Genomic DNA, 24,338 nt, shown 5'->3' on the forward strand with positions numbered 1-24,338 from the left:
AAACCGGAAGGGCTAAAAGGAGTCAACAGCGGCGAAATTGCCGTACAAATGAAAACGCCGCCCGAAGGCGGCGCGTTCCGGCATAATGTAGATATTTCTACTGCGCGCCGCGAGCCACCCGTTCGATTTCTTCGCGTACCAGGCGCTCGACAAGCGTCGGCAGATTGTTGTCGAGCCAATCCTGCAGCATCGGGCGCAGCATTTCCTCGGCCATCTCATCAAAACTCTTGCGGCGGCTGGCGGCAAATGCCTCCGAGAGTTCGCCAAAAGCCGCCGCGACCTGCTTGCTCGTCGTTTCCGAAACGATCGACGGCTTGGAGGTTACTTCCGTCACGACTGGCTGCGGCGTCGCAATTTCAGGCTTTTCGGCTGCAACAGGCTCGGAAACCGCAGGCTCCTGCTCGACGGTCTGTTCCGGCGAGGCTTCAAAATCGTTGTTCTGTAATTCCATCTCCGGTTCGATGGTTTTGTCTTCGTAAGCGACGGGCGCCTCTTCTTCCTGAGGTGCAGGATTGGCTTCCGGCTTTTCCTCGAAATGCTCTACGGGAGCTGCGCGCTGCTGGAGCGCTTCGACCGCAGCGCTGATCGGGTTTGACTGCCTGGGTTCGAAAGCCGGGCGAAGCGGCGCATCGAAAGCGCTTACTGCCGCAGGCTCCGGCTTGGAAACATCGTCGAGCTCGGCGCGCAATTCCGCACGGAAAGCATCAACCTCGATCACCGAGCCTTCGATTTTTTCAGCCGCAATCTCTGCCAGATCCTCAGGCTTGCGCCCGGTGTCGCTGTCTTCGATGATTCTGCGAATGGAAGCGAGAATCTCCTCCATCGAAGGTTCGCGCTGTATGCTGTTTGCTTGTGCCATCGTCACACTTGCCGCCCTTGTGACAGGCGGCAACGCTGGAAACCAGTGCTGACGCCACTTTCCCTGTTTTAACGCCGGAAGTCCCCCAAACCGGCCTCGGCGTTTGATTCGACAGGCTCGATAAAAGTCTTAACGAATCAATCCGCTAGAGCGTATCCGACATAGGCGGCTGCGAGAATCCCCATTCTTGAAAACAGGGGCCTTTCAACAAGATAGAAAATTCCGGCACCTGAAACGCAAAACGCCGCCCGAAGGCGGCGTCATGCTCATTCGAATTGTCTCGAAGCTTACCGGCCGTCTGGCGTACGCAGACCGAACCACTTGTCCTTGACGGCGTTGTAATGCTCTTCCGGCTTGTATTCCGTCACCTGCAGGCCGAGACGGCGTACCGAAAGTTCGCCGGTCGATTGCAGGATCGCATAGCTCGCGACAACGACATCGCGCTCCGAACTTGCCAGATTGATCTGTGCGTTGATGACATCGGCCTGAGCGTTCAAGACGTCCAGCGTCGTGCGCTGTCCGACATTACGCTCTTCGATAACACCATTAAGCGCGAGCTGCGCCGCAGAGACAGACTCACGGTTTGCGGCCACACCTTCACGCGCAGCGACATAGAGCGACCAGGCAGACGTTGCCTGAGCCAGCACCTGATCGCGAATGACATCGACTTCGATGCGTGCCTGACCGAGCGATTCCTTGTTCTGACGAACCTGCGCCGAAGCGCGACCGCCCTGATAGATCGGCACGGACAGCGTTGCGCCAATGCTTGCGGTATCGGAATATCCGTTCTGGCCTGTCAGATCAGGTGAGCCCTCACGGTAGCTGCGGTTGACGCCTGCGGTCGCCGAAATCTGCGGCAGCAAAGCACCTTCGGCGGATTTGACATTGAAACCCGCCACATCGACGAGATATTCGGTCGAAATAATAGCCGGGTGCTGCTGAGAAGCCTGCGCGGTGGCAGCTTCGAGGCTGCGTGGCAGAAGCTTCGAAATCGGTGAAGCCGCCTTCAGATTCGTCGGCGCATCGCCAATATACTGGCGGTAGATCGCCTCGCTCGACTTTGCCTGCGCACGAGCCGAACTCAACTGCGCAACGGCCAGCGAGCGGGTCGCTTCAGCCTGGGCAACGTCGGTGCGTGTGCCCTCACCCACTTCGAAGCGCGAACGCGCCGCGCGAACCTGTTCGCTCAAAAACTGCAGGTTCCGCTCACGCAGAACCGCGATCTGACGATCACGGATAACGTCCATGTAGATGCTGGCCGCGTCGAAAAGCGTATTCTGTTCCTGGTTCTGCAAACTTGCATTGGAAGCCAGCACGCGGGACTCGGCTGCCGCGACAGTGTTCTTGGTCTGGAAGCCATCGAATAGCATCTGGTTGATCTGGATACCAAAGCCACCTGCGGTCAGATTGCTCGTACGGTTTCCAATATCGCTGTTCGTGCGCGTCTGCGATTGATTGATGTCGGCGCTGGCAGTGATGTTCGGACGATAACCGGACTTGGCGATTGCCACACCCTCATCGGTCACACGAACACCGGCACGAGCCGAATTCATGGTGGAGCGGTTCTGATAGGCCTTGGCCAACGCTCCAAGAATGGTTTCAGCCGAAACAGTCGCTGGAGAAAGCGCGGTTGCGGAAATCAAAATTGTTGCAAAAAAACCTTTGCGTAAAAACGACACGACATAACCCTCATTCGTTTCGGCAAAGCCGCCGCTGTGCTTATGCACGATCAGCTTAATTGCCGTGCCTCGCCCAAGAAGATGCGCCTCAGGAATCAGCGACGATTACCCAAAGCTTAACGCATCATGTCAGCGCAATCGCTGCAAGCGAGAACACACTAAAATTGGAACTCCGCCGCACGTTCAAAGCCAGGTAGTGGCTTTATTGCCGCATTGAAAGCCCTTCGACCGGTCACGACGCCGTCCGCCTTGGTATAAACCCGCGCAACGCCAGCATTCCCATAGCCTTCGACCGCAACGAGACGACCGCCTTCCTTGAGCTGCTCTAGCAGTTTTTCAGGAACTTCGCCCACTGCGCCGCCGATCAAAATCACGTCATAAGGCGCCTCTGCAGCATGCCCCTGCGGAAGCGCGCCTTCGATCACCGCGACATTGTCGAAGCCGAGTTCGGACAATGTTCTGGTGGCCCGCTCGGCGAGTTCGTGATTGCTTTCCAGCGCGACGACGGAGGTCGCCAGACGCGAGAGAACGGCGGACGAATATCCTGTGCCGCAACCGACATCGAGAACGAAATCGTCGGCCTTGATCTCGGCAAGCTGAACCAGCTTTGCAAAGGGCGATGGCTCCATCAGGTAACGCGGCCCGGAATCGCCTGTTGCCGGCGCGATCTGGATGTCTTCGTCGATATAGGCAAGGCTCACGCGCTGCGTATCGACGAACTCCTCGCGCGGAACCGACAGCATCGCTGCGATCAAGGATGAATTTGTGACATCGGTCGTGCGAACCTGGCCATCGACCATTTTGACGCGACGTTCGGCGAAATCAGCGCTCATGCCCATTCGACCCGTTTCGGCGCGACTATCGCGCATTTCATTCGCGCAGAACGCGCCATGGAAGTTTGGAGGCCTCGCCCGGAATCGAACCGGGGTGCAAGGATTTGCAGTCCTCTGCGTAACCACTCCGCCACGAGGCCTCGCCGCTTCAGGCGTTCTACACGGCTTCCATAGGTTGCCCGGATTTTTGCGTCAAGCCGCGAAGCCGGATTTGAAAAACTTTCGCACGGTCGTTTCATATACGTCCGCTCAATTCTTTTTGCGCCGCGCCCGCCTGCGCTCCCACCAGACGACCGAGCGCCGTCTGTAGCGCCGCACTGTTGCGAACTCATAGGACAGAATCAGGATGCCCAGCGGAATCATCCAGAAGCCGAGTATCGGCAAAAAACCCAGGCACCCAAGGAAGGCCAACGCCACGCCAAGCGTGATTCTGAGCCGGCGAGATTGCGGCATCCGGAACTCGCGTCCGAAAATCGAAATCTTTCTGGCGGGCAAAACCGGTTCATCCACAGGCGGATCTGGTAAGTTCATATTCTTCATATCGGGCGTGATTCAGTGCAAAAACGGCCCGGTACGGCCCTTTGCCGACCGGGAAACAGAGATATGATGGCTTCGCTCACGAATTGCGAGCCAAAAGATATATCGAATAGTTTGGAAAAATTGCGAAATGCAGCTTTGCAAAGCCGAAAAGGGTTTGCTATAGGCAGCCACGTTCACACGAGCAGGCTGTTCCCCGGTAGCTCAGTGGTAGAGCAACCGGCTGTTAACCGGTTGGTCGCTGGTTCGAATCCGGCCCGGGGAGCCAATTCGGATTGAAACTGCGAACGCCGTGCGTCGCCGTTTCCACTCCATAGTTTCCTCCAGACGCCACGAGCGTCTGGAGGAGCCTTGGTTTCGACCCCTTAATCCGAATTTCGTCGACTCCGACCTCTACCCGCTGCACAAGCGCCTGCAGGTGATTCCTCCGGAACCCGCCATCGTTCGCCCTGATCTTCTTCCGGGCCTCAATTCCGAATCGGCGTAGCAGTTCAGGCGTCAGGCGGTTATCTTCCCCTTCGCTACGGCTTTCCGCCCTGTCGGCGTCCGCCCGGGCGGCGTCCCGAATTCTCTTCAGCTCGACGATTCGTCCCTTGAGGTTGGAATCGTCCATCTCGGCGAGACCATTCTCAATCGCCTCATAGAGCCGGGTCAGTTTGGCCTCGGAGTCCGCCGCCTGCTTTCGCAGCTCCGCCAACCGACCCTTGAGGCGCTCGCCATGCTCCTCACGACGCTTGAGCAGGCCGGCAAGCAGCTCCTCCAGTCGTTCGGGCGCCAGCAACCGATCCTCAAGGTGCGACACAATGATCGTGTCCAGCTCTTCCATCGGGATGGTGCGCCCCCGGCAACCGGTCTTTCCTTGGCGAGCGGTCGTGCAGCAGGTGTAGTAGCGGTACTGATTGCCCTTGCCGGACGTCCGGAGCGTCATGGCTCCCCCGCAATCGGCGCAGAAGCACACACCGCCTAGGAGCGTTCCGGCAGAAACAAATCGCGGCGCCCTTAATTGCGGACTGCGTGAACGCATCACCGCCTGGACCTCGGCGAACTCCGCCTCGCTGATGATCGGCTCGACCTCGACCTCAACCACCTCGTCCTCGGGCTTCCGTTCCTTTTTGCGCCAACTCGTCACGTTGAAGCGGTGGCGGCCGATATAAGTCTCCCGTGTCAGGATCTGATGGACGGCTCCGACGCCCCACCGGCCGCCGGTCTGGGTTCGAATGCCCCGCATGTTCAGGTAATCGGCGATCTGGCGCGACCCCATCGGACCGTCGTCGGCTCCTACCCGCGCGAGGCGGAACATGAGCCGGACGGTGTCGACTTGAGCCGGGTCGGGCTCGATTTTCTTCTTGGTGCGGGTCCCCCGCAGTTCCGCCGCCACGATCCGATAGCCGAACGGAGGTCGCGAGCCGTTCCAATACCCCTGCCGGGCGTTCTCCCGCATGGCTCGAAGCGTATGCTTGGCGTTTTCCTTCGACTGATACTCATCGAATAGCGCCATGATCTGGCGCATCATCACGCTCATCGGATCATCACCGAGGTCCTGCGTGATGGACGTCAAGCGGATGCCGTTCTTCGCCAGCCGTCGCACATAGAATTCGAGCTGAAACTGATCTCGAAAGAATCGCGAGAACGAATGGACGATGATGAACTCGAACGGCGTCGGCTTTTGCGCGCCGGCATCCATCATCTTCTGAAATTCGGGGCGGCGGTCGTCCGTGGCCGATGCGCCCGGCTCGACGAACTCCGCAACGATGGCGATCCCCTTCGCCTGGCAGTAAGCCTGAAGCTGACGGCGCTGGTCGGGAATGGACAGGTCATTCTCGGCCTGCCGGCCTGTGGAAACCCTGAGATAGAGCGCGGCACGCCTTGGCGACGCCAAGGCGGGGGTCGCTTTGGCGTTCATGCGATACCTCCGTTCAAACGGTTAAGTCTTCGAGCCGAGCAGCTCATCGAGGAGCGGTCCGAATTGAACCTCGAACACGTCCAGTTCGGCTTCGGTGACTGGAATGCGGTCCGCCCAATCATCCGTGATCTTGAGCTGCCACGGGTCGGCCGGACGACGCTTCGCGCGCCGCCGGGGCTCAAGCGTCGGTGCGTAGTCGAAGAAATCAACGATGTCTGCTGATGCAGAGGGCTTTGGCTTGACAGACATGCACCAAGAATTGCACGAAATAAGCTATACCGCACTGATTTCAGTGAGTTATTGGCCGCTCTTCGATCGCCAAATCGGCGGCGTCCGGCGCCGATCGGCGGGAACGGCGCGTCGTGGCGGATCGTAGAGAAGCGTAAAATCGCGCAAACGGCGGGTTCGCCTTTCCTCGCGACAACAGCAATTGAATTTTCCGTTTTCATGGACTATATTTAGCAGAACAACTGAACCTTTCCAAGGAAAACCTGCTCATGGCCGCCCCGATCCCTGTTGGAAGCCAGCCCCGCCGCAGCCGTGCGAGCCATTTTGCCGAGACGCCTGCCGCACCGGTTCCAGTGCGCTCCCGCCGCGGTGAGCCAGGCCCGAGCGATGATCTCGTCGAGGCTTTCGTTCTTCGGACCGGCCGCGCGCTCGCCCGCATAGCTGAGCGGATGCCGCGGGAACGGCTTCTTGAAGCCGTGGGGGCCTCCACCGATACGGATGTGCTCTTCCGTTCGCTGCGCGACGCTGTTGCCATTGGCGCGGAAATCACGCCCGATCAGCCCGATCCCCTGACCGAAGCCCTCCTGCGTGGCGCGGAAATGAAGCGCGACATGCTGAAGGCCGAAGGCGGCGCTCTTTCCGCACAGCAACTTGCCGAACACCTCGGCATCACGCCTCAAGGCCTCGGCCGCAAGCGGGAGCGCAACCACGTCTTCTGGCTCGATGTCGGCGACGGGTATGTCTATCCCGCCTTCCAGATCGGAAAGAACGGCCTATTGCGTGGCATCCGTGAGGTGCTGGACGCCTTCCAGATCGATGAACCGTGGATGCGGGTCAATTTCATGCTGACAGGCGATCTCCGGCTGGGCGGGCGCCGACCGATCGACCTTCTCCGCGAGGGCAAGATCGACGAGGTAATCGAGGCTGCGACGGCTTACGGCGAACATGGCGCGGCCTAAATCCGTCCCGCTGCCCCCGCCGACTTCGCCAGCCGCGATCTGCCCCTAGAGACCATAGCGTCCGATACACGGCTCGTTCGGATCCACCGGAGCGACCTAGGTCCCATCTTCTTTGGGGCGAGCGCCCGGAACCGCTTCGACGATCCAGCAAGGACCTACGGCGTCTGCTATTTTTCGACGAGCGTGGAAGGAGCTTTCGCCGAGACCTGCCTTCGCGCTGTCGGGACACGCTTCGTGCAATTGTCCTTTCTGGAAGCTCGCTCCTTTTGCGACATCGAGATCAAGACGCCGATCCATCTCGTGAGTCTGCATGGGCCTGGCCTTGCGCAACTGGGCGCCACCGGTGCGGTCAGCAGCGGACTGCATCCACCCGCCCGTCAATGGTCGAAGGCTATTCACGACCACCCCGCGCGGCCCGACGGGATCGCCTATCGCTCAAATCACGACAACGGCGAACTTTGCGTCGCCTTGTTCGAACGAGCGAGTCCCCGGTTGGGAGCGGCTGCTTCCGAGCCAATCATGACTGATCGGGCCGGTCTCGCTGCGCTGCTCGCACGCTATAAAATTGGGCTTGGCTGATGCGGACTTCACTCTTCTGAGTGATGAAAACGAAACTTGTCTCGAAGACTTTGTCGGACTGGAAGAATGCGTTCCCGGATCTATCCGGCTGGGCTTTGTCCTGTGGTCATGAACACTCTTCCGCTTGTTTGATATGCCGTTGCTGCATGCGCTGCCATTCGCGTGAGCGAACGGCAACGCCTGCGGTTGGGACGGTTCAGGCGTTGAAGCCACCATCGGCGGTCACGACGGAGCCGGTTATCAGCGCGGCTGCCGGGCTGGCGAGGAACGCGACGACATCGGCGACTTCACGTGGTTCTCCGAACCGCCCGATCGGCGTGAGGCTGCGCTGGTAATCTGCGCTGGGTCCATCTGCCGGGTTCATTTCAGTGTTAGTCGATCCAGGCGAGAGCAAGTTCACGGTGATGCCTTGCGGGCCGAGTTCGCGGGAGAGACCGCGCGTGAAAGACACCAGCGCCGATTTGGACATCGCGTAAGCCGTATTGCCGGGAAACGGGACGCGCTCCGCCAGACTCGAGCCGATTGAGATGATGCGGCCACCGGTGGAAAGATGCGGGATTGCGGCTTGCGTAAACAGAACCGGACCGCGCACGTTTATGTCCAGTATCTTCTGAAAGTCGGCAAGATCCATGTCCGCGATCAGACCAGCGATGCCGAGGGCTGCACTGTTGATCAGAATATCGAGACCGCCGAGCGCATCGACTGCGTTTTTGACCGCATGCTTGATCGCCTCTGGATCGGCGCTGTCTGCCTGAATGGCAATCCCGCGTCGGCCCACTGCTTCGATCGAAGCCACTACTGCCTCGGCACGTTCGGCCGAGTTCTGGTAAGTGAATGCCACATCCGCGCCGCTCTCCGCCAGCACCAGCGCGATGGCGGCGCCGATGCCGCGTGATCCACCAGTCACCAGCGCACGTTTCCCACTCAAATCTGTCATCGTTCTTCCTTTATGCATCGATCGCTGCATAAGGCTCATATTTGGGTTGCCGGGGTCGGTCAACCACTTTATACAGCGGTCGATGCAGAAAAAGAGTTTCCCAGTGCGCGAGGGCGCGGATTCGAGGCAACGTGTTCTTGGCCGGCCGCGCGAATTCGACCGCGACGTGGCGCTGCACAAAGCCATGCGGTTATTCTGGGTCAGAGGGTATGAAGCCACGTCCATCTCCGATCTGACGGAGACGATGGGTATAGGAACGAAGAGTCTCTATGCCGCTTTCGGCTCGAAGGACGCGCTGTATTCCGAAGCGCTGCATCTTTACTCGACGACCCACGAAGAGTTGGTGCTCGGACGCTTTCGCAAGTGCACGACGGCGCGCGAGGCAGTACTGGCGTTCCTTCAAGACTCGGCGCGTGCAATGACGGGTTCCGATTCCGATCTGCCGCATGGCTGCATGGTGAATCTTGGGTTTGTAGGGAGCGACGGCCACGTCGAACTCAGCGAACTCATGAAGGCGGCCCGCTCCGGAGCTTTCGAAATTCTCAAAGCTCGCTTCGAAAAAGCGGTCGTCGAAGGCGATCTGCCGTCATCTATCGATGTCTCTAAGCTCGCACGGTTTGTCCAAACAGTGCAAAGCGGCATGGCAATCCGAGCGCGCGATGGAGCAGATCGCGCGGATATTGAGGCGGTGGCTGAGTTTGCCATGGCAGGATGGGATGGCATGACTTCAAGGCGGCAACTGGCCGGTTAGGCCTCATCGGCAATCGGGACGCCGCCTTCCCGCTTCCGCGGGCGTGGCGATGAATCCTTGAGTGAATGGACCGGTCCGTCGCGCCAATGGCAGCGTCATCTGATCGGACCAGGGTAGACATCGCGTTCGTCAGGCCGTCCGGGCCGACGTCCCAGTGCCTCGGACGCGATCGCCGCCAGCACGGATCGGCGACGAGAACGCCCCACTCTCGGGCAATGGTAGAGCGCCGTCGCCCTCGGCATGCCGGCGAAGCATGCGCGTCATCTCGTCTCTCGGGACGGGCTGCGAAAACCCATAGCCCTGTCCAAACTGGCAGCCCATCACCCAGAGCTGGCTGGCTTGGACATCGGTCTCGATCCCTTCCGCTATGACACGGATGCCAAGCTTCCGAGCGATGTCAATGATCCCCTCGACGATCACCAAACTGGGATCGTCCGGCCACAGCCGCGCGATGAAAGATCGATCGATCTTGATCATGTCAACCGGCACGGTGATGAGGTGGGTCAGCGAAGCATAGCCCGTACCAAAATCGTCGAGCGCTACACGCAGCCCCTGTGCGCGCAACGCCTTCAGTTCGCGCGCGACCACCTGATCGCGCTGCCCCATATAAACGTTCTCGTCCACTTCGAGGACGACACAATCGAGCGGCACGTTGCGCTCGACGAAACTTCGCTTCAGATGCGCCAGCAGCTTACCGCTATGCAGATCCACGGTCGATATGTTCACGGCAACAAACGGCATTTGAAGGCCTAGATCGATCCATCGCCGCACGTCATCGGCGACGATCGAAAACATGCGCTGCGTCAGGGCGCTCGCGACATGCGCATCCGACGTCGCCTCTACAAATGCCGCCGCCGGCATGATCTCGCCGGTTACCGTCGTCATTCGGCACAGCGCTTCGACCCCAACGATCTCGCGGGTGTCGACTCGGACCACCGGCTGGTAATGCGCATCAATCCGGCCGTCCTTAAGCGCCAACGCGACATCGCGAATGGCGTCGCGGCGGCGCGTGATCCGCGTCCCTATCCCCGGCCAGTAGCGCACGAAGCCGCCGCGGCCGGTCTCCTTGGCATGATACAGCGCGAAATCGGCCGCCTCGTTCACCGCCACTGCGGTCGGCTCGGTTTCACAGAGCACCGCTCCGCCAATTGTCGCCCGCGGGACCACCATGTGTCCCTCGCACGTTGCCGCCACCTCCAGCGCACCGAAGATCCGTTCCGCCGCCCCGTCGAGATCGGACAGAGCGGCTGGCGCCTGAATAAGCACGCCGAACTCATCGCCGCCAAGCCGGAACGTGACATCGGGCGCCATGACGCGCGCGACCCGGCTCGCTGCGGTCTGAATCAAGGCGTCGCCGGCCAGGTGGCCGAAGGTGTCGTTGACGATCTTCAGATTGTCGAGGTCGAGAACGAACAGCCCCCATGATCCCGGTTTGTCACAGGGCACACGGTCTAGCGCTGCATTGAACGCGGCCCGGTTCGGCAGGCCGGTCAGTGCGTCGATATTCGCCCGTCGCTCTTCGTCGATCACACGTTCATGGCGCCGCAAGGCCACGTCGCACAGGTCAAGGCAGATCGCGATAGCTGCCTTCTCTTTCTCATTGGGCGCGCGGCATTCCCGAAAATAGAGCGCCAGGACGCCGATGGGATCGCCGTACCCCGCAGTGATCGGATAGGACCAGCATGCATTAAGGCCGACCGAAAGCGGATGGTGCTTGTACTTCGCCCATCTCGGGTCGCCGGCGATGTCGGTGACACCAACCGGCATGCGCATATAGCCGGCGGTCCCGCATGAGCCGACTTCGGGGCCGATCATGACACCGTCGAGAGCTAAGGCGTATTTCTGCGAAAGGCTCGCGACTGCCAGTGGGTGAAGCAGGCCGGCGCGATCGACACTCATCACGGTGCAGACAACGCCCGGCAACTCTTCTTCGACAGCAAGACAGAGCTCGCGCATGGCCTCACCCAGCGAGGCGCCGTTGGCGACTAATCGAAGTATTCTGTTCTCGACATGCAGCAAAACAACTGGGCCGCCCCATCCCTGACCGCGTCAACCTGAGGACGTCAGCTTCAGCGACTATAATAGTCGCCGCAGGTGAAAGCTCTGTGTGCGCAAATGATAAACTTTGAATTAACCGTCCTTATTGGGGGGAAAGCCTTCCCCTGCGCCCGAGCCCGATGTCTCAGGCGACCCCTTCTGCGGGGAGACCCCGCAACGCCCCCTTTAGAGTGAGAGTGCGCACCGGCTTTGCCGTGACGGGTTGAGGGTTGGAGGAGAGGCCTCCGGCGCCCGTCGCGGAGAACCGCGATGTCCAGAACTACCGCTCGCGCTCGTGCCGGCTCGGACCGGACGAGCCTCTATGACGACATCACCAATAAGATCATCACCGAGCTGGAGGCAGGCCGCGTGCCCTGGGTCCAGCCCTGGGGAACGGCGGGGGCGAAGGCGCCGCTGGCCATGCCGAGAAACGCCGCGACGGGCCGGCAATATTCCGGGATCAATGTGCTGATCCTCTGGGGGAGCGTGATCCAGCACGGCTTCGCCGGGCAGAGCTGGCTTACCTTTCGCCAGGCGCTGGCGCTCGGCGGCAATGTCCGCAAGGGCGAGCACGGCACGACCGTCGTCTACGCCGACCGCTTCGTGCCGGACGATGAGAAGAAGCGCGCCCGCGAGACCGGCGGGGACGCCCAGGCGATCCCGTTCCTGAAGCGGTTCACAGTCTTCAACGCGGCCCAGTGTGAGAACCTGCCCGAAAGCATCGCCGTCGTCGCCCCACCGCCGCTGCCCGGCCTGATCGAACCGCAGGTCGAGGCCCTGATTGCTGCGACCGGTATCGACTTTCGCATCGGGGGCAGCAGCGCCTTCTACGCGCCGGGCCTCGACTATGTGATGGTCCCGCCACCGCAGGCCTATTTCGAGCCGATCAACTGGCACCGGACGGCGCTGCACGAACTCGGCCACGCCAGCGGCCATCACAGCCGGCTGAACCGGGATCTCACGGGCGCCTTCGGCACCAAGAAGTACGCCTTCGAGGAACTGGTGGCCGAGATGAACGCGGCGTTTTGCTGCGCCTCGCTCGGCATCGTCCCGACGGTCCGCCACGCCGACTACATCGGATCCTGGCTCGAGGTGCTGCGCGAGGACAACCGCGCGATCGTCCGTGCCGCATCCCAGGCCAGCAAGGCGGCTGATTTCCTCCTCGGCTTTCTGCCCGGCGCGGCGCCGGCGGCCGACGAGGACGACACCTCCGACGAGCGGAGGGCGGCATGATCCTCCTGACCCCAGAGCTGCGCGAGCGCCTGCTCGCCAACGGCCGCGTGCGCGACGGCGACCATGTGCCTGTCGTCCGCTTTTTCAACCCGCTCGGCATCGGCACCTGGCTGGCGACCGAACTCGACGAGGATGGCGACACCCTGTTCGGCCTTGCCGACCTCGGCGAGCCCGAGCTGGGATCGTTCAGCCTCTCGGAAATGGCGGCCCTGCGCCTACCGTTCGGCATGGGCATCGAGCGCGACATCCTGTTCGAGGGTGCGTTCCCGATCTCCGTCTATGCCGAGGCGGCACGTCAGACCGGCAGCATCACGACCGCTGAACGCGTCCTGCACGCAGCCGCCCGGTCTCGCCGGGAGGACGGATGATGCGCTTCCGCCGCTGGCCCAGACCCACCGCCTATCGGGAGACGTCGCGCAAACGCGCGGCGTTTCTCCGCAAGCAACGCCTCGACCGTGAGGCTCTGCCGCTCTTCGCCGCCCAGATCGGCGCCCGCCAGCATGGCGTCGATGAGGAAATGGCCCGTCGCGCCGAGTGGTGGGACGACTTTGAGCGGGACCGGCGCGATCAGCGCGCCGCCCGCTGGCGGGAGGCTCGGGCGCGCCTGTTCGCGCTCGACGACGCGCTGCGTCACACTGCGCGCGCGCTGTGGCGAACCTGCCCGTATCCGGCCGACCCGGCGAGTTTCGCCGACATGCTCCACCAGATCGCCGTCGGCCGTCTCGATCCGCATCGCCCACCCTGGATCTTTCACCAGAAGACCACGGCCCGCATTACCGCCAATCCCGCCAGCTTCGCCGAGGCCTTTCGCAAGATCGGACGCAGGCCGGTCGGCGGCGGACCGAAGACCGGGACCGACGACGAACTGCTGTTCTGCGGCAACCTCGGCTCCGGCATCCTCTTTCTCACCTCGCGGGTCGTGCGGATCGATCCGGGCATGAGCGGCCACGCCTCACCGACTCGTCGCATGGGCGACATTCATGCCGACCGCGCCGGGCGGTGGATCGACATAGAAGTGAGCGGCGACTGCGCAGATGCGGATCTCGCGCTGATCGAACGCCTCGCCCAGGCGGCCGACACCCGTCCCGTCGTAGTACGCCGCATCGTCCCCCTTGCCAGGACGGCCAGGACAGGAGGTCGATCATGACCGATCGCCTCCAGCCGGCCACAATGGCGGGCCGCCGATCGACGATCCGACAGATCACCGCACCGGCCGATGCAAGCACTGCGTCCACTGGCATGCCCCGGCGGATAGCGAACAGCAGGCTTATGAATATTTCCGGCTTGGGCTGTCGCGCCGACGGGTGAAGCGACCGAGCGGGAGTTGCGACCGCGTCCTGCTCGGCAACAGCGATAGGCCGGCCTTCTCGGCGACCACCGCCGAGTTTGCCTGCCGTAACTTCACGCCCTCGCCGCCGTAGCCACGTTCGCCGGGCGGCGGCTTTGTCACGATCTGGGAGAACGACCCGATCGTCTGGCAAAGTCACGAAGAGAACATCCCCGGTCGCTTCCTGCAGGAGGATCTCGATCTGTAGCCGGCTTTACGGGTTTGCACGGTCGTGCAGAGCCGGATTTCCGGCTTTGCGATCTTATGGTCCGATCCAAGCGCGCCTGGCGCTAAAGACTTTCCTTCATGATCCCGGCCCAGACCGCCAGAATATCGCCCTCGAGCGGGTTGTCTTCGGCCACCACCACGCTGAAGACGCCGAGCGTGCCGGAAAAATCCTCGACATCGAGCACACCGCGCGCCTGGAGCGTCGTCGCCAAAAGTGTCAGCGCCTTTCCGTGGGCGGCGATCAACGCGCGATCCATCGGTCTTGGCGCAGTATAGGGGCGTGAGAACAGGCCCCATCGTTTGCCCAACCGTTCCAGCAAGCCAGCGCCCTGCGGCCAAAGATTTTCGTTCGCTGTCGTCATCAATCGTTCCCGACCGCCGCTGGCCAAGCCGAGACGGTGAACCTGCGTGAATCCAGTTGAGCAACGCGTCCCGAAGCGTTGTTCGTCGACACATCGCGCGCCGAGCGTGGCGTTGAGACCCGACCCAGCCTTGCCGTGTAGGACGACTATTATAGCCGTCCGATCCCTATGACACAGGAATTCGCGATTGGACATCCTGCGGTGCGCTCGGCGTCCGTTCTGGTGGCGGCGCCGGAAGCAGAGAGGAAGAGGAGGGTCGGGTTTTCGTGACGGGTTGGAGGTTGAGAGAGAGTCTCTCGGCCGCCCGTCATGGAGTATCCCGACATGGCAACCGCCGTTCAGAAGATCGCGTCCCTTGGCGAGCGTCGCGACATCCCCTTCAACAAGCTCATCCTGAGCCAGGCCAACGTCCGCAAGACCAAGGCCGGCGTCTCGATCCCCGAGCTGGCCGAGGACATCGGCCGGCGCGGCCTTCTCCAGAACCTCAATGTCCGCGCCGTGCTCGACGGCGAGGGCGCGGAAACCGGCATCTTCGAGGTCCCGGCCGGCGGCCGCCGGTTCCGGGCGCTGGAATTGCTGGTCAAGGGGAAGCGGCTGACGAAGACAGCGCCAATCCCGTGCAACGTCCGCGACGCGGCCTCCCCCATCCCGGCCGAGGAAGACAGCCTCGCCGAGAACGTCCACCGCGAGGCGCTGCACCCGCTCGATCAGTTCAAGGCGTTCCACGCTCTGATCGAACGCGGCATGGGCGAGGAGGATATCGCCGCCCGCTTCTTCGTCACCCCGGCCGTGGTCCGTCAGCGACTGCGCCTGGCCGCCGTCGCCCCTGCGCTGCTCGACATCTATGCCGAGGACGGCATCGCGCTGGACCAGCTCATGGCCTTCACGGTCTCGCATGATCATGCACGCCAGATGACGGTTTGGGAGACCATCCAGCGCTCCTACAGCCGCCAGCCCTACGAGATCCGGCGCATGCTGACCGAAGGCGCCGTGCGCGCCTCCGATCGCCGCGCGCAGTTCGTCGGCATCGACGCCTATGAGGCTGCCGGCGGCTCCACCCTGCGCGACCTGTTCCAGGACGACGACGGCGGCTGGTTGCAGGACCCGGCTCTGCTCGACAGCCTGGCCACCGCGAAGATCGGCGCGGCCGCCGAGGAGATCGCCGCCGAAGGCTGGCGCTGGATCGCCGCCGGCATCGACTTCCCCTACGGGCACACGTCCGGCCTGCGCCGGATCGCGGGCGAACGGCCCGAACTCACCGCCGACGAGCAGGCCGCTTACGAGGCCCTGACCGAGGAGCTGGATCGGCTCTATGCGGAGCATGACGACGGGGAGGATCTGCCGGAGGCCGTCGATCTGCGGCTCGAGGAGATCGAGACCGCGATCGCCGCGTTCCAAAACCGCCCGACCGTGTACGACCCCGCCGAGATCGCGCGGGCTGGCGCCTTCGTCAGCATCGACAGTTCGGGCCGCCTGATGGTCGAGCGCGGTTATGTCCGTCCCGAGGACGAGGCCCCGATCGAGCCTCAGACCGGCGGCGACGGCGACGGCGAACGCGAAGGGGACGCGCCGAACGCGCAGCCGATGCGGGCCGTCATCACCATCGGCGGCAAGCCCGAGCCGGAGGACGACGAGGACGACGTGGTCAAACCGCTCCCCGAACGGCTGGTCAGCGAGCTGACCGCACACCGCACGCTCGCGCTGCGGGACGCTCTCGCCGGCAATCCGCACATCGCCATCACCGCGCTGCTGCACAAGCTGGTCCTCGACACCTTCCACCGCACCTCGTCCTCGGGCGGTTGCATGGAGGTGTCCGTCCGGCACGTCTTCTTCTCGGTCCAGGCCGCCGACCTGAAGGACAGCACGTCCGCGAAGTCGGTGGCGGATCGGCAGGAAGGCTGGGAGGCCGACATCCCGCAGGACGAGGACGCGCTGTGGGACTGGCTGGTCGATCTCGACGAGACCAGTCGCATGGCGCTGCTGGCGCATTGCGTCTCCTACGGTGTCAACGCGCTCTCGGAGAAGGTCGACCGCTATGGCGGCTCCGGCATCTCGCAGCACGGCCTCGAACGCCGGTTGAAGCAGGCCGATCGCATCGCCCGCGCCGTCGGTCTCGACATGGCGGACGCGGGTTGGCGCCCGACGGTCGATAACTATCTCGGCCGGGTCACGAAGCCCCGCATTCTCGAAGCGGTGCGGGAGGCGAAGGGCGAGGCGTCGGCGCAGCTCATCGATCACCTCAAGAAGGGCGACATGGCCAAGGAGGCCGAGCGGCTGCTGACCGACACCGGCTGGCTGCCCGAGCCGCTGCGGCTTGCTGATCTCGCGGGCGTTCCAGCGCCGGACGTCGAGACGGGCGAAGAGGACGGCGCCGAGCTGCCCGACTTCCTGAGCGGCGATGACGAAGCCGCTTCGGCTGAGGCCGAGGACGACGAACGCCACCTCGTGGCCGCCGAGTGACCGGGTCGCGGGGCGGCTTTGGCCGCTCCGCGCCTCCCTCCAATCGAAGGAGCTTTCCGATGGTGCAATCCACCCCCCCAGCCGTGCGGCGCGTCGTCTTCCAGTACCTCGTGCCCGTCCATGTCGAAGTCGAGGACGGCCTCGTCGCCCGGGTCACCGTCATCGACGAGACGCCGGTACGCGATCCCGTCGTGGTCGAGGGCGAGTCGGCCCATCTGGCCGCGGCCGTCGCGGCCGCCGGCGACGGCCAGGACTGGCCGTCCTGGCAGTTCGGCTACTAGCCCCAACCACTGTTCCACCTTCCCGAGCCCGGCCTCGCGCCGGGCTCTTTTCGTTTCAGGAGCCCGACATGACCGACTATCTCACTCGCTTCTCCTGCTTGCTCGACGTGGGCTCGACCGCCAACGTCGCGCGGGCCTTCGACATCTACACGGCGTTGATGGCCGAGAACGGACGGGAGGATCCGCCAGCCGAGCCATTTCTGCTGGCGCTTACGCCCGAGCATGGCGCGACACGCCTCTGGCTGCGGGACCGCGGCAGCGCCGATCCGCAGTTGCTCATCACCTTCGTGACGCGCTGCGCCGAGACCTTCGCGCTCACCGGCACCTGGGGTTTCCAATGGGCCGGCATCGCCTCGAACCCTGTCGTGAACGGGTTTTCGGGCGGCGCCCATCTACTCGATCTCGCCACCGGCCGCACCCTCGCCTGGGCGAGCACCAGCCGCTGGCTTGCCGAAGGGGGTGTGCGATGATCCCCGATCACGCACGCACCAATTTCCAGACCATGCTTCGCGCGGCGGAAAGCGGCGACCTGGCGCTGATGGAGTGCAGCGATGCCGCGACCGGCGAGCCGCGCTATGTCATCTGCGCAGTCGGGCGCGATGGTGGCGACTATGTGTTCACGCCGTTCGGCCACCTGGCGGACGATAATCCCTACGAGGCCTATCTGCCGCCAGCCGGCCAGACGTGACCGCCCACAGTCTCATAGAGTTGTGCGACGGCGGATCGCGCCTTGGCGACAAATTCCGGATCGTCTTTGGGAACGGCAAAGTCCATGAACGCGTGCTTCGGATAGTAGGCGTTCAAGATCCTTACCGCGTCGCCGAAACCGGCGGGCACATCGTTCAGCCCGGCTTCCTTGGCGCTGCCCAGGCCGCGTTCCAGATCATGGCGAATCTCCCGCCGGCAACGATCGTCGGTCCAACCCTGCACGAGCAGGAAGGCTTTGAGTACGAGCTCGCTGGCGATCGCCAGCGAATAGCAGATTGCCCCGGGGTCGCGGTCGAACGCCGTCATCGCGCCGCGCAGGAACCCTTCGCCGTTGGCATAGAATGCCTCGGCCAGTTCTCGCGATGCGGCATCTGACTCGGCAATTACCAGACCGCGACCTCCCATTGGTCGTTGACCCGCGCGAAGCCGATCGGCCGGTTCTGCGGCGTGGCGTTCGGCTTGGTCGTATCCATCACGAGCTGCGTCATGCAGGTGACACCGGGGCCAACCCCGCCGGGCGAACAATCGCCGAGCTTGAGCGTCGCATTGGCAAGCGACGTGCCGGTGAACAGGCGATGCCGGCGCACGGCCGCAGTCGCCTCCGCCTCGGTCGGCTGCGCCACGCCCGCGACGGCCGCCGCCGACGCCGAGACGGGCGAAATCACAGGACGAAGCACGAAGCCCGATCCGAATCCGACCACCAGGCATCCCGCTGCGATGATGCCGACTGCGCTTCCATTCATGTCTGCCTGCCTCTTCCTTGCCCGCAACGGCGGCCTGGGAGGATGCGAGGCGCCGCAGTTCTTGTTGGGACCTAACTTTAGCGCCGCGATGTCGGCGCTGGAAGTCGAAGCGATCAACTGGGCGCCGCCTGCGCCAGAGTGAGGGGGCGGCCGGGACGGGTTTGAGCCCGTCCGGTCGAGAGAGAGCGCCGGGCCGGCTCGTCCGTCTCCCGCTCTCCGAGGTCTCCTCCATGATCCATTCTGCGCCACGCGCGGCTGCGCCAGCCGCGACGTCTCCGCTCGCCCCTGCCATCCTCGCCGCGGCCGAGCACATCCTTCCCCACCTTGAACGCGGCCGTGCGATCGACGCTGCAACGCTGCGCGCTGCGATGGAGGACGCCTTCGGCGCGTCCGACGCCACCGGCGCATGGGACTGGAAGCTGGCCTATGAGGCCGGCGAAGCCGCGACCGTCCTCTTTCTCCGCAAATACGGAAAGGCGCTTTTCCGCAAAGCCGCATCTCCAACTTCGCGGCTTTCCGCGCTCGAGAAGATCGCGAGCCTTCTTCCGACCCACACGCGCCGCACCGAAGAGAGCCAGTCGCTCCAGCAATTCTCGACGCCGGTCCCGCTTGGCTTCGCCGCGATCACGGCGGCTTCGCTCGCGCCGACTGACCATGTGCTCGAACCTTCGGCCGGCACCGGCCTGTTGGCGATCCTGGCGGAGATCAGCGGAGGCAGTCTCGCTCTCAACGAACTGGCCGACACCCGCGCGGATCTTCTCGGATCCCTCTTTCCGACCATTCCCGTGACGCGCTTCGACGCGGCCCAGATCGACGATCATCTCGATGCTGGCATTGTGCCGAGCGTCATCGTGATGAATCCGCCGTTCTCGGTGATGGCGAACGTGACTGGCCGGATCGCCGACGCCGCCTATCGCCATGTCGTCTCGGCGCTGGCGCGACTGGCGGACGGCGGACGGCTGGTCACAATCACCGGCGCGAACTTCGCGCCGGATGCGCCCGCATGGCGGACCGCGTTCGCTCGCCTGCAGGAACAGGGCCGCGTCGTCTTCACCGCGACGATCGACGGCGCGGTCTACGCCAAGCACGGCACGACCATCGATACGCGGCTGACCGTCATCGACAAAGCGCCGGCCGACGATCCGACGGCATTTCCGGTCTCGCCTGGCGTGGCGCCCGATGCGGCGACGCTTATCGCGTGGATCAGCGAACACGTCCCGGCGCGGCTGGCTATCGATCCGGTTGTCGCCGTCCGCCCCCTGCCGATCTCGGCGACGCCCCGAACCGTGCGCGGCTACGTCGCCCGCGCCGGCACGTCCTTCCCAGCACGCGCGATTACCGAGCCCGAGGGCGTCGAACTCGTCTACGAGACCGTGGATTGGACGCCCGCCGAAGTCGGCCGGATGACCGACGGGATCTATGAAGAATACGGATTGCAGGCGATCCGTATTCCCGGTGCGCAGGCCCATCCCACCAAACTTGTGCAATCTGTGGCGATGGCCTCGGTCGCGCCGCCCAAGCCGAGCTATCGGCCCCGGCTGCCCGTGAACATCGTCACCGATGGCCTTCTCTCGGACGCCCAGCTTGAAACCGTCATCTACGCCGGCGAGGCGCATTCTGACTTCCTCGCCGGTTCATGGACGCTCGATGAGACCTTCGACGTCGTCTCGGCCGCGCCCGACGACGCGCCGAACGCCATCCGCTTCCGCCGGGGCTTCATGCTTGGCGACGGCACCGGCGCCGGTAAGGGCCGACAGTCGGCCGGCATCATCCTCGACAACTGGATGCAGGGTCGTCGCAAGGCGGTGTGGATCTCCAAATCCGACAAGCTGCTGGAGGACGCCCAGCGCGACTGGTCGGCGCTTGGCATGGAGCGGCTGCTGGTCACGCCGCTGTCGCGCTTCTCGCAGGGCAAGGACATCACGCTCTCGGAAGCCGTCCTATTCACCACCTATGCCACGCTACGGTCCGACGACCGGGGCGAAAAGCTTTCCCGCGTCAAGCAGATCGTCGAATGGTTGGGCTCCGATTTCGATGGAGTGATCATCTTCGACGAGAGCCACGCCATGCAGAACGCCGCTGGCGGCAAGGGCGAACGCGGCGATGTCGCCGCCTCGCAGCAGGGCCGCGCGGGCCTACGGCTCCAGCACGCCCTGCCGAATGCGCGCGTCGTCTATGTCTCGGCGACCGGCGCGACCACCGTCCACAATCTCGCCTACGCCCAGCGCCTCGGCCTCTGGGGCGGCGAGGACTTCCCGTTTTCGACCCGCGCCGAATTCGTCGAGGCGATCGAGGATGGCGGCGTCGCGGCGATGGAGGTGCTGGCCCGCGACCTGCGCTCGCTCGGCCTCTACACGGCCCGCTCACTCTCCTACGACGGCGTCGAATACGAACTGGTCGAGCACCAGCTCACCCCCGAGCAGACCGGCATCTACGACGCCTATGCCGGCGCCTTCGCCGTCATTCATAACAATCTCGACGCCGCCATGCAGGCCGCCAATATCACCGGCGACGGCGGCACGCTGAACCGCCAGGCCAAATCCGCCGCCCGCTCGGCCTTCGAATCCGCCAAGCAGCGCTTCTTCGGCCATCTGCTGACCTCGATGAAGACGCCCACCCTGATCCGCTCGATCGAGCAGGACCTAGTCGACGGCCATGCCGCCGTGATCCAGATCGTGTCGACCGGCGAAGCCCTGATGGAGCGCCGTCTCGCGGAGATCCCCACCGAGGAATGGAATGACGTCCGGGTCGACATCACCCCGCGCGAGTATGTCCTGGATTACCTCGCCCATTCCTTCCCGGTGCAGCTTTATGAGCCGTTCACCGACAGCGAGGGCAACCTGTCGTCGCGGCCGGTGTTTCGCGACGGCCAGCCGGTCGAAAGCCGCGACGCCGTTGCCCGTCGTGACCGCCTGATCGAGAGGCTCGCTTCGCTGCCACCCGTCCCCGGCGCGCTCGACCAGATCGTCCAGCGCTTCGGCACCGATGTCGTAGCAGAGGTGACGGGACGTTCGCGCCGCATCGTCCGCAAGTCGGGTGCCGACTCCATGACCAGCACCGGCGGCATCGACCGCCTCGCCGTGGAGAACCGCGCCGCCTCGGCCAATCTGGCCGAGACGCAGGCGTTCATGGATGATCAGAAACGCATTCTGATCTTCTCCGACGCCGGCGGCACCGGGCGCAGCTACCACGCCGATCTGTCGGCGCGGAACCAGCGCCTACGCGTCCACTATCTGCTGGAGCCGGGCTGGAAGGCCGACGCCGCCATTCAGGGCCTGGGCCGCACCAACCGGACCAACCAGGCGCAGCCACCGCTGTTCCGGCCGATCTCGACGGACGTGAAGGCGGAAAAGCGCTTTCTCTCGACCATCGCTCGCCGCCTCGACACGCTGGGCGCGATCACGCGCGGCCAGCGCCAGACGGGCGGTCAAGGCCTGTTCCGGCCCGAGGACAATCTGGAGAGCCACTACGCCCGCGACGCCCTGCGGCAGCTCTACCTGCTGCTGGTGCGCGGCAAGGTCGAGGGGTGCTCACTCCAGATGTTCGAGGATGCCACGGGCCTCTCGCTGATGGATTCCACCGGCATCAAGGATGAGTTGCCGCCCATCACGACGTTCCTGAACCGGTTGCTGGCGCTGACCATCGAGCTTCAGGGTGTCCTGTTCACCGCGTTCGAGCGGCTGCTGAACGCCAAGATCGAAGGCGCAATCGCTTCGGGCAGCTACGACGTCGGGCTGGAGACGCTGCAGGCCGAGAGCTTCATCGTCACCGACCGCCGAACGATCCACGTTCATCCTGGCACCGGGGCCGAGGCTCGGCTGCTGACCATCACCCAGCGCCAGCGAAACCGTCCCGTGACGCTGGCCGAGGCGCTCGACCATCTCGATGACCCGGGCGCGAAGCTGCTGGTCAACGAGCGTTCGGGCCGCGCCGCCGTGCAGATACCAACCACCAGCATCATGCTGGACGATGGCGAGATCGAACGGCGCGTACGGCTGATCCGGCCGATGGAGGCGCACAACATTCCCATCAAGGTGATGGACGAGACCCATTGGGTGCAGGCGGAGCGGATCGCCTTCACAGCGGCATGGGATGCCGAGGCCGCCGAGGTGCCGGAGTATGCCGATAGCACCATCCATGTCGTCAGCGGGCTATTGCTGCCGATCTGGAAGCGGCTTCCGAACGAGTCGACGCGGGTCTATCGACTCCAGACAGACGACGGCGAGCGCATCGTCGGCCGCCGCGTCTCCCCCGCATGGGTGGCCGGCGCGCTCGCGACCGGCACGTCAACCCTGACGCCCGACGACGCCTTCATGGCGCTGATGGACGGGAAGACCATCCTCGACTTGGCCGAGGGTCTTCAGCTTCGCCGCATCCGGGTCATGGGCGCCAACCGCATCGAGCTGTCCGGTTTCACCGACGCCATGCGCGACCGTCTGCGCGCCTACGGCCTCTTTCACGAGATCATCTCGTGGAAGCTGCGGATGTTCGTGCCGACCGATACGACCGGCGCTGCGATCCTGGCCAAGGTCTTGGAGCGCTATCCCGTCGAGCGCATCGGCGAGCGGGAGGCGGCGTGATGGCACGGCAGGACGCCTCCGAACTGGCAATCCGTCTCGGCCGACAGGCCGAGGCGGTGTGCCGCCACTATCTCACCTCCGGCCATCGCGAAGGTCGTTACTGGCTGGTCGGCGATGTGCGCAACACACCGGGCCGCTCGATGTTCGTGCGGCTGAAGGGCGGCGAAACCGGCAGGGGCGCGGCCGGAAAATGGACCGACGCCGCCACCGGCGAGCATGGCGACCTGCTCGACGTCATCCGCGAGAGCTGCGGCCTGGTCGACTTCAAGGACGTCGCCGATGAGGCACGCACCTTCTTGTCGATGCCACATCCCGAACCGGACCGTCCGCATGGTGGCGAGCGCCAGTCACCGGCGCCGACCGGCCCACCCGAAGCGGCACGGCGGCTCTTTGCCATGGCGCAGCCAATTTCGGGCACGCTCGTAAAGACGTATCTCCGCACACGCGGCATTACGGATTTGCAGGGAACCGGAAGCCTTCGCTTTCATCCCCGCTGCTATTACCGGCCTGACGAATATTCCCCCACCGAGACCTGGCCGGCGATGATCGCATCGGTCACCGATCTCGGCGGGCGTCAGACCGGCGCGCATCGCACTTGGCTCGCCCCGGACGGCTCGGACAAGGCTCCGATCGACACACCGAGACGGGCGATGGGCGACCTCCTTGGGCACGCCGTTCGCTTCGGGGTGGCGGGCGAAGTGATGGCGGCGGGCGAAGGTATCGAGACGATGCTGTCGCTCAGGATGGCGCTGCCCACCATGCCGATGGCGGCGGCGCTCTCGGCAGCACATCTCTCGGCCATCCTGTTCCCCGACACGCTGCGCCGGCTCTACATCGCCCGCGACAACGATCCGGCCGGCGACGGTGCGATGACGACCTTGATCGAACGGGCGAACGCGGCCGGGATCGAGGCGGTCGTGGTGTCTCCGAGCCTGGGCGACTTCAACGAAGATCTCCGCCTGGAAGGTCTGGAGAGCCTCCGGGCAGCGGCACGGGTGCAGATCGCGCCACAGGACGTCACACGCTTCATGGCGCTTGCGGCATAGGCCGACAGGAGAATGCAGGCGGCGGAGCGCCGTCGTCGGCATCGCTCGGATGATTCCCATGTCGGAGA

Annotated in this window: 22 protein-coding genes and 2 tRNA genes; 13 read left to right on the forward strand and 11 right to left on the reverse strand. The window is 63.9% G+C overall.

Translation table 11 applies throughout. The annotated features are described in order from the left end of the window. Window positions 1-97: 97 nt before the first annotated feature. From ABFT80_RS06475 to ABFT80_RS06495, 5 genes are all read right to left on the reverse strand, one after another. Window positions 98-859, reverse strand: a complete 762-nt coding sequence (locus tag ABFT80_RS06475) for a PopZ family protein (RefSeq protein WP_347971056.1) — start codon at window positions 857-859, stop codon at window positions 98-100. 287 nt (window positions 860-1,146) lie between these two features. Then, window positions 1,147-2,538 (reverse strand): TolC family outer membrane protein, encoded by a 1,392-nt coding sequence (locus tag ABFT80_RS06480; protein ID WP_347971390.1) that lies wholly within the window; start codon window positions 2,536-2,538, stop codon window positions 1,147-1,149. A 158-nt stretch (window positions 2,539-2,696) separates the two neighbouring features. Beyond that, window positions 2,697-3,371, reverse strand: a complete 675-nt coding sequence (locus ABFT80_RS06485; RefSeq protein WP_347971057.1) for a protein-L-isoaspartate O-methyltransferase family protein — start codon at window positions 3,369-3,371, stop codon at window positions 2,697-2,699. 66 nt (window positions 3,372-3,437) lie between these two features. Continuing rightward, window positions 3,438-3,511, reverse strand: a tRNA-Cys gene (locus tag ABFT80_RS06490). A 109-nt stretch (window positions 3,512-3,620) separates the two neighbouring features. After that, on the reverse strand, window positions 3,621-3,911 hold the full coding sequence (locus ABFT80_RS06495) for a hypothetical protein (RefSeq protein WP_455189886.1): 291 nt from the start codon (window positions 3,909-3,911) through the stop codon (window positions 3,621-3,623). A 190-nt stretch (window positions 3,912-4,101) separates the two neighbouring features. On the opposite strand from ABFT80_RS06495, the gene ABFT80_RS06500 reads away from it, so the two are divergent. After that, a tRNA-Asn gene (locus ABFT80_RS06500) sits at window positions 4,102-4,176 on the forward strand. Here the strand turns inward: ABFT80_RS06500 and ABFT80_RS06505 are convergent. Then, window positions 4,135-5,811: a recombinase family protein gene (locus ABFT80_RS06505; protein WP_347971391.1), complete on the reverse strand. Its 1,677-nt coding sequence runs from the start codon at window positions 5,809-5,811 to the stop codon at window positions 4,135-4,137. The genes ABFT80_RS06500 and ABFT80_RS06505 overlap by 42 nt on opposite strands. 497 nt (window positions 5,812-6,308) lie before the next feature. On the opposite strand from ABFT80_RS06505, the gene ABFT80_RS06510 reads away from it, so the two are divergent. Beyond that, window positions 6,309-6,998: a hypothetical protein gene (locus ABFT80_RS06510; protein ID WP_347971059.1), complete on the forward strand. Its 690-nt coding sequence runs from the start codon at window positions 6,309-6,311 to the stop codon at window positions 6,996-6,998. An 81-nt stretch (window positions 6,999-7,079) separates the two neighbouring features. Beyond that, entirely contained in the window at window positions 7,080-7,577 is a 498-nt protein-coding gene (locus ABFT80_RS06515) for an RES family NAD+ phosphorylase (protein ID WP_347971392.1), read from the forward strand. Between the two features lie 196 nt (window positions 7,578-7,773). Here the strand turns inward: ABFT80_RS06515 and ABFT80_RS06520 are convergent, their stop codons facing one another. Then, a complete protein-coding gene (locus ABFT80_RS06520; RefSeq protein ID WP_347971060.1) occupies window positions 7,774-8,514 on the reverse strand; it encodes an SDR family NAD(P)-dependent oxidoreductase in 741 nt (246 codons plus the stop codon). Window positions 8,515-8,596: 82 nt separating this feature from the next. On the opposite strand from ABFT80_RS06520, the gene ABFT80_RS06525 reads away from it, so the two are divergent. Then, window positions 8,597-9,265 (forward strand): TetR/AcrR family transcriptional regulator, encoded by a 669-nt coding sequence (locus tag ABFT80_RS06525; protein ID WP_347971061.1) that lies wholly within the window; start codon window positions 8,597-8,599, stop codon window positions 9,263-9,265. Window positions 9,266-9,394: 129 nt separating this feature from the next. Here ABFT80_RS06525 and ABFT80_RS06530 read toward each other — a convergent pair whose 3' ends face one another. Further along, complete coding sequence (locus tag ABFT80_RS06530; RefSeq protein WP_347971062.1) at window positions 9,395-11,284, reverse strand: bifunctional diguanylate cyclase/phosphodiesterase; 1,890 nt, start codon at window positions 11,282-11,284, stop codon at window positions 9,395-9,397. A 288-nt stretch (window positions 11,285-11,572) separates the two neighbouring features. On the opposite strand from ABFT80_RS06530, the gene ABFT80_RS06535 reads away from it, so the two are divergent. Genes ABFT80_RS06535 through ABFT80_RS06545 form a run of 3 tightly spaced genes read left to right on the forward strand, consistent with a single transcriptional unit; the run spans window position 11,573 to window position 13,682 of the window. Continuing rightward, entirely contained in the window at window positions 11,573-12,535 is a 963-nt protein-coding gene (locus ABFT80_RS06535; RefSeq protein WP_347971063.1) for an ArdC family protein, read from the forward strand. Continuing rightward, window positions 12,532-12,903, forward strand: coding sequence for a DUF2958 domain-containing protein (locus tag ABFT80_RS06540; RefSeq protein ID WP_347971064.1), 372 nt, complete (start codon window positions 12,532-12,534; stop codon window positions 12,901-12,903). Before ABFT80_RS06535 ends, ABFT80_RS06540 begins: the two co-directional genes overlap by 4 nt. Beyond that, window positions 12,900-13,682: a hypothetical protein gene (locus ABFT80_RS06545; RefSeq protein WP_347971065.1), complete on the forward strand. Its 783-nt coding sequence runs from the start codon at window positions 12,900-12,902 to the stop codon at window positions 13,680-13,682. Before ABFT80_RS06540 ends, ABFT80_RS06545 begins: the two co-directional genes overlap by 4 nt. A gap of 470 nt (window positions 13,683-14,152) precedes the next feature. On the opposite strand, the gene ABFT80_RS06550 is transcribed toward ABFT80_RS06545, so the two are convergent. Beyond that, window positions 14,153-14,452 carry a hypothetical protein gene (locus ABFT80_RS06550; protein WP_347971066.1) on the reverse strand — a complete coding sequence of 100 codons (300 nt, stop codon included), beginning with the start codon at window positions 14,450-14,452 and terminating at the stop codon, window positions 14,153-14,155. 324 nt (window positions 14,453-14,776) lie between these two features. On the opposite strand from ABFT80_RS06550, the gene ABFT80_RS06555 reads away from it, so the two are divergent. The 4 genes from ABFT80_RS06555 (at window position 14,777) to ABFT80_RS06570 (ending at window position 17,881) form a co-directional block, all read left to right on the forward strand. Continuing rightward, entirely contained in the window at window positions 14,777-16,912 is a 2,136-nt protein-coding gene (locus ABFT80_RS06555) for a ParB/RepB/Spo0J family partition protein (protein ID WP_347971067.1), read from the forward strand. Window positions 16,913-16,971: 59 nt separating this feature from the next. After that, window positions 16,972-17,193, forward strand: coding sequence for a hypothetical protein (locus tag ABFT80_RS06560; protein WP_347971068.1), 222 nt, complete (start codon window positions 16,972-16,974; stop codon window positions 17,191-17,193). Window positions 17,194-17,261: 68 nt separating this feature from the next. Further along, window positions 17,262-17,663 carry a hypothetical protein gene (locus tag ABFT80_RS06565; RefSeq protein ID WP_347971069.1) on the forward strand — a complete coding sequence of 134 codons (402 nt, stop codon included), beginning with the start codon at window positions 17,262-17,264 and terminating at the stop codon, window positions 17,661-17,663. Beyond that, complete coding sequence (locus ABFT80_RS06570; protein ID WP_347971070.1) at window positions 17,660-17,881, forward strand: DUF6117 family protein; 222 nt, start codon at window positions 17,660-17,662, stop codon at window positions 17,879-17,881. The genes ABFT80_RS06565 and ABFT80_RS06570 overlap by 4 nt, the downstream gene beginning before the upstream one ends. Here the strand turns inward: ABFT80_RS06570 and ABFT80_RS06575 are convergent. Both ABFT80_RS06575 and ABFT80_RS06580 read right to left on the reverse strand, forming a co-directional pair. Continuing rightward, window positions 17,854-18,306, reverse strand: coding sequence for a hypothetical protein (locus ABFT80_RS06575; RefSeq protein ID WP_347971071.1), 453 nt, complete (start codon window positions 18,304-18,306; stop codon window positions 17,854-17,856). The two genes, ABFT80_RS06570 and ABFT80_RS06575, sit on opposite strands and share 28 nt — an antisense overlap. Beyond that, a complete protein-coding gene (locus tag ABFT80_RS06580) occupies window positions 18,285-18,644 on the reverse strand; it encodes a hypothetical protein (protein WP_347971072.1) in 360 nt (119 codons plus the stop codon). The genes ABFT80_RS06575 and ABFT80_RS06580 overlap by 22 nt, the downstream gene beginning before the upstream one ends. A gap of 230 nt (window positions 18,645-18,874) precedes the next feature. On the opposite strand from ABFT80_RS06580, the gene ABFT80_RS06585 reads away from it, so the two are divergent. After that, window positions 18,875-23,224: a strawberry notch family protein gene (locus ABFT80_RS06585; RefSeq protein ID WP_347971073.1), complete on the forward strand. Its 4,350-nt coding sequence runs from the start codon at window positions 18,875-18,877 to the stop codon at window positions 23,222-23,224. Then, window positions 23,224-24,270, forward strand: a complete 1,047-nt coding sequence (locus ABFT80_RS06590; RefSeq protein WP_347971074.1) for a DUF7146 domain-containing protein — start codon at window positions 23,224-23,226, stop codon at window positions 24,268-24,270. The genes ABFT80_RS06585 and ABFT80_RS06590 overlap by 1 nt, the downstream gene beginning before the upstream one ends. Window positions 24,271-24,338: the final 68 nt, after the last annotated feature.

Source organism: Foliimonas ilicis, assembly GCF_039939195.1.
Classification (GTDB): domain Bacteria; phylum Pseudomonadota; class Alphaproteobacteria; order Rhizobiales; family Rhizobiaceae; genus Foliimonas; species Foliimonas ilicis.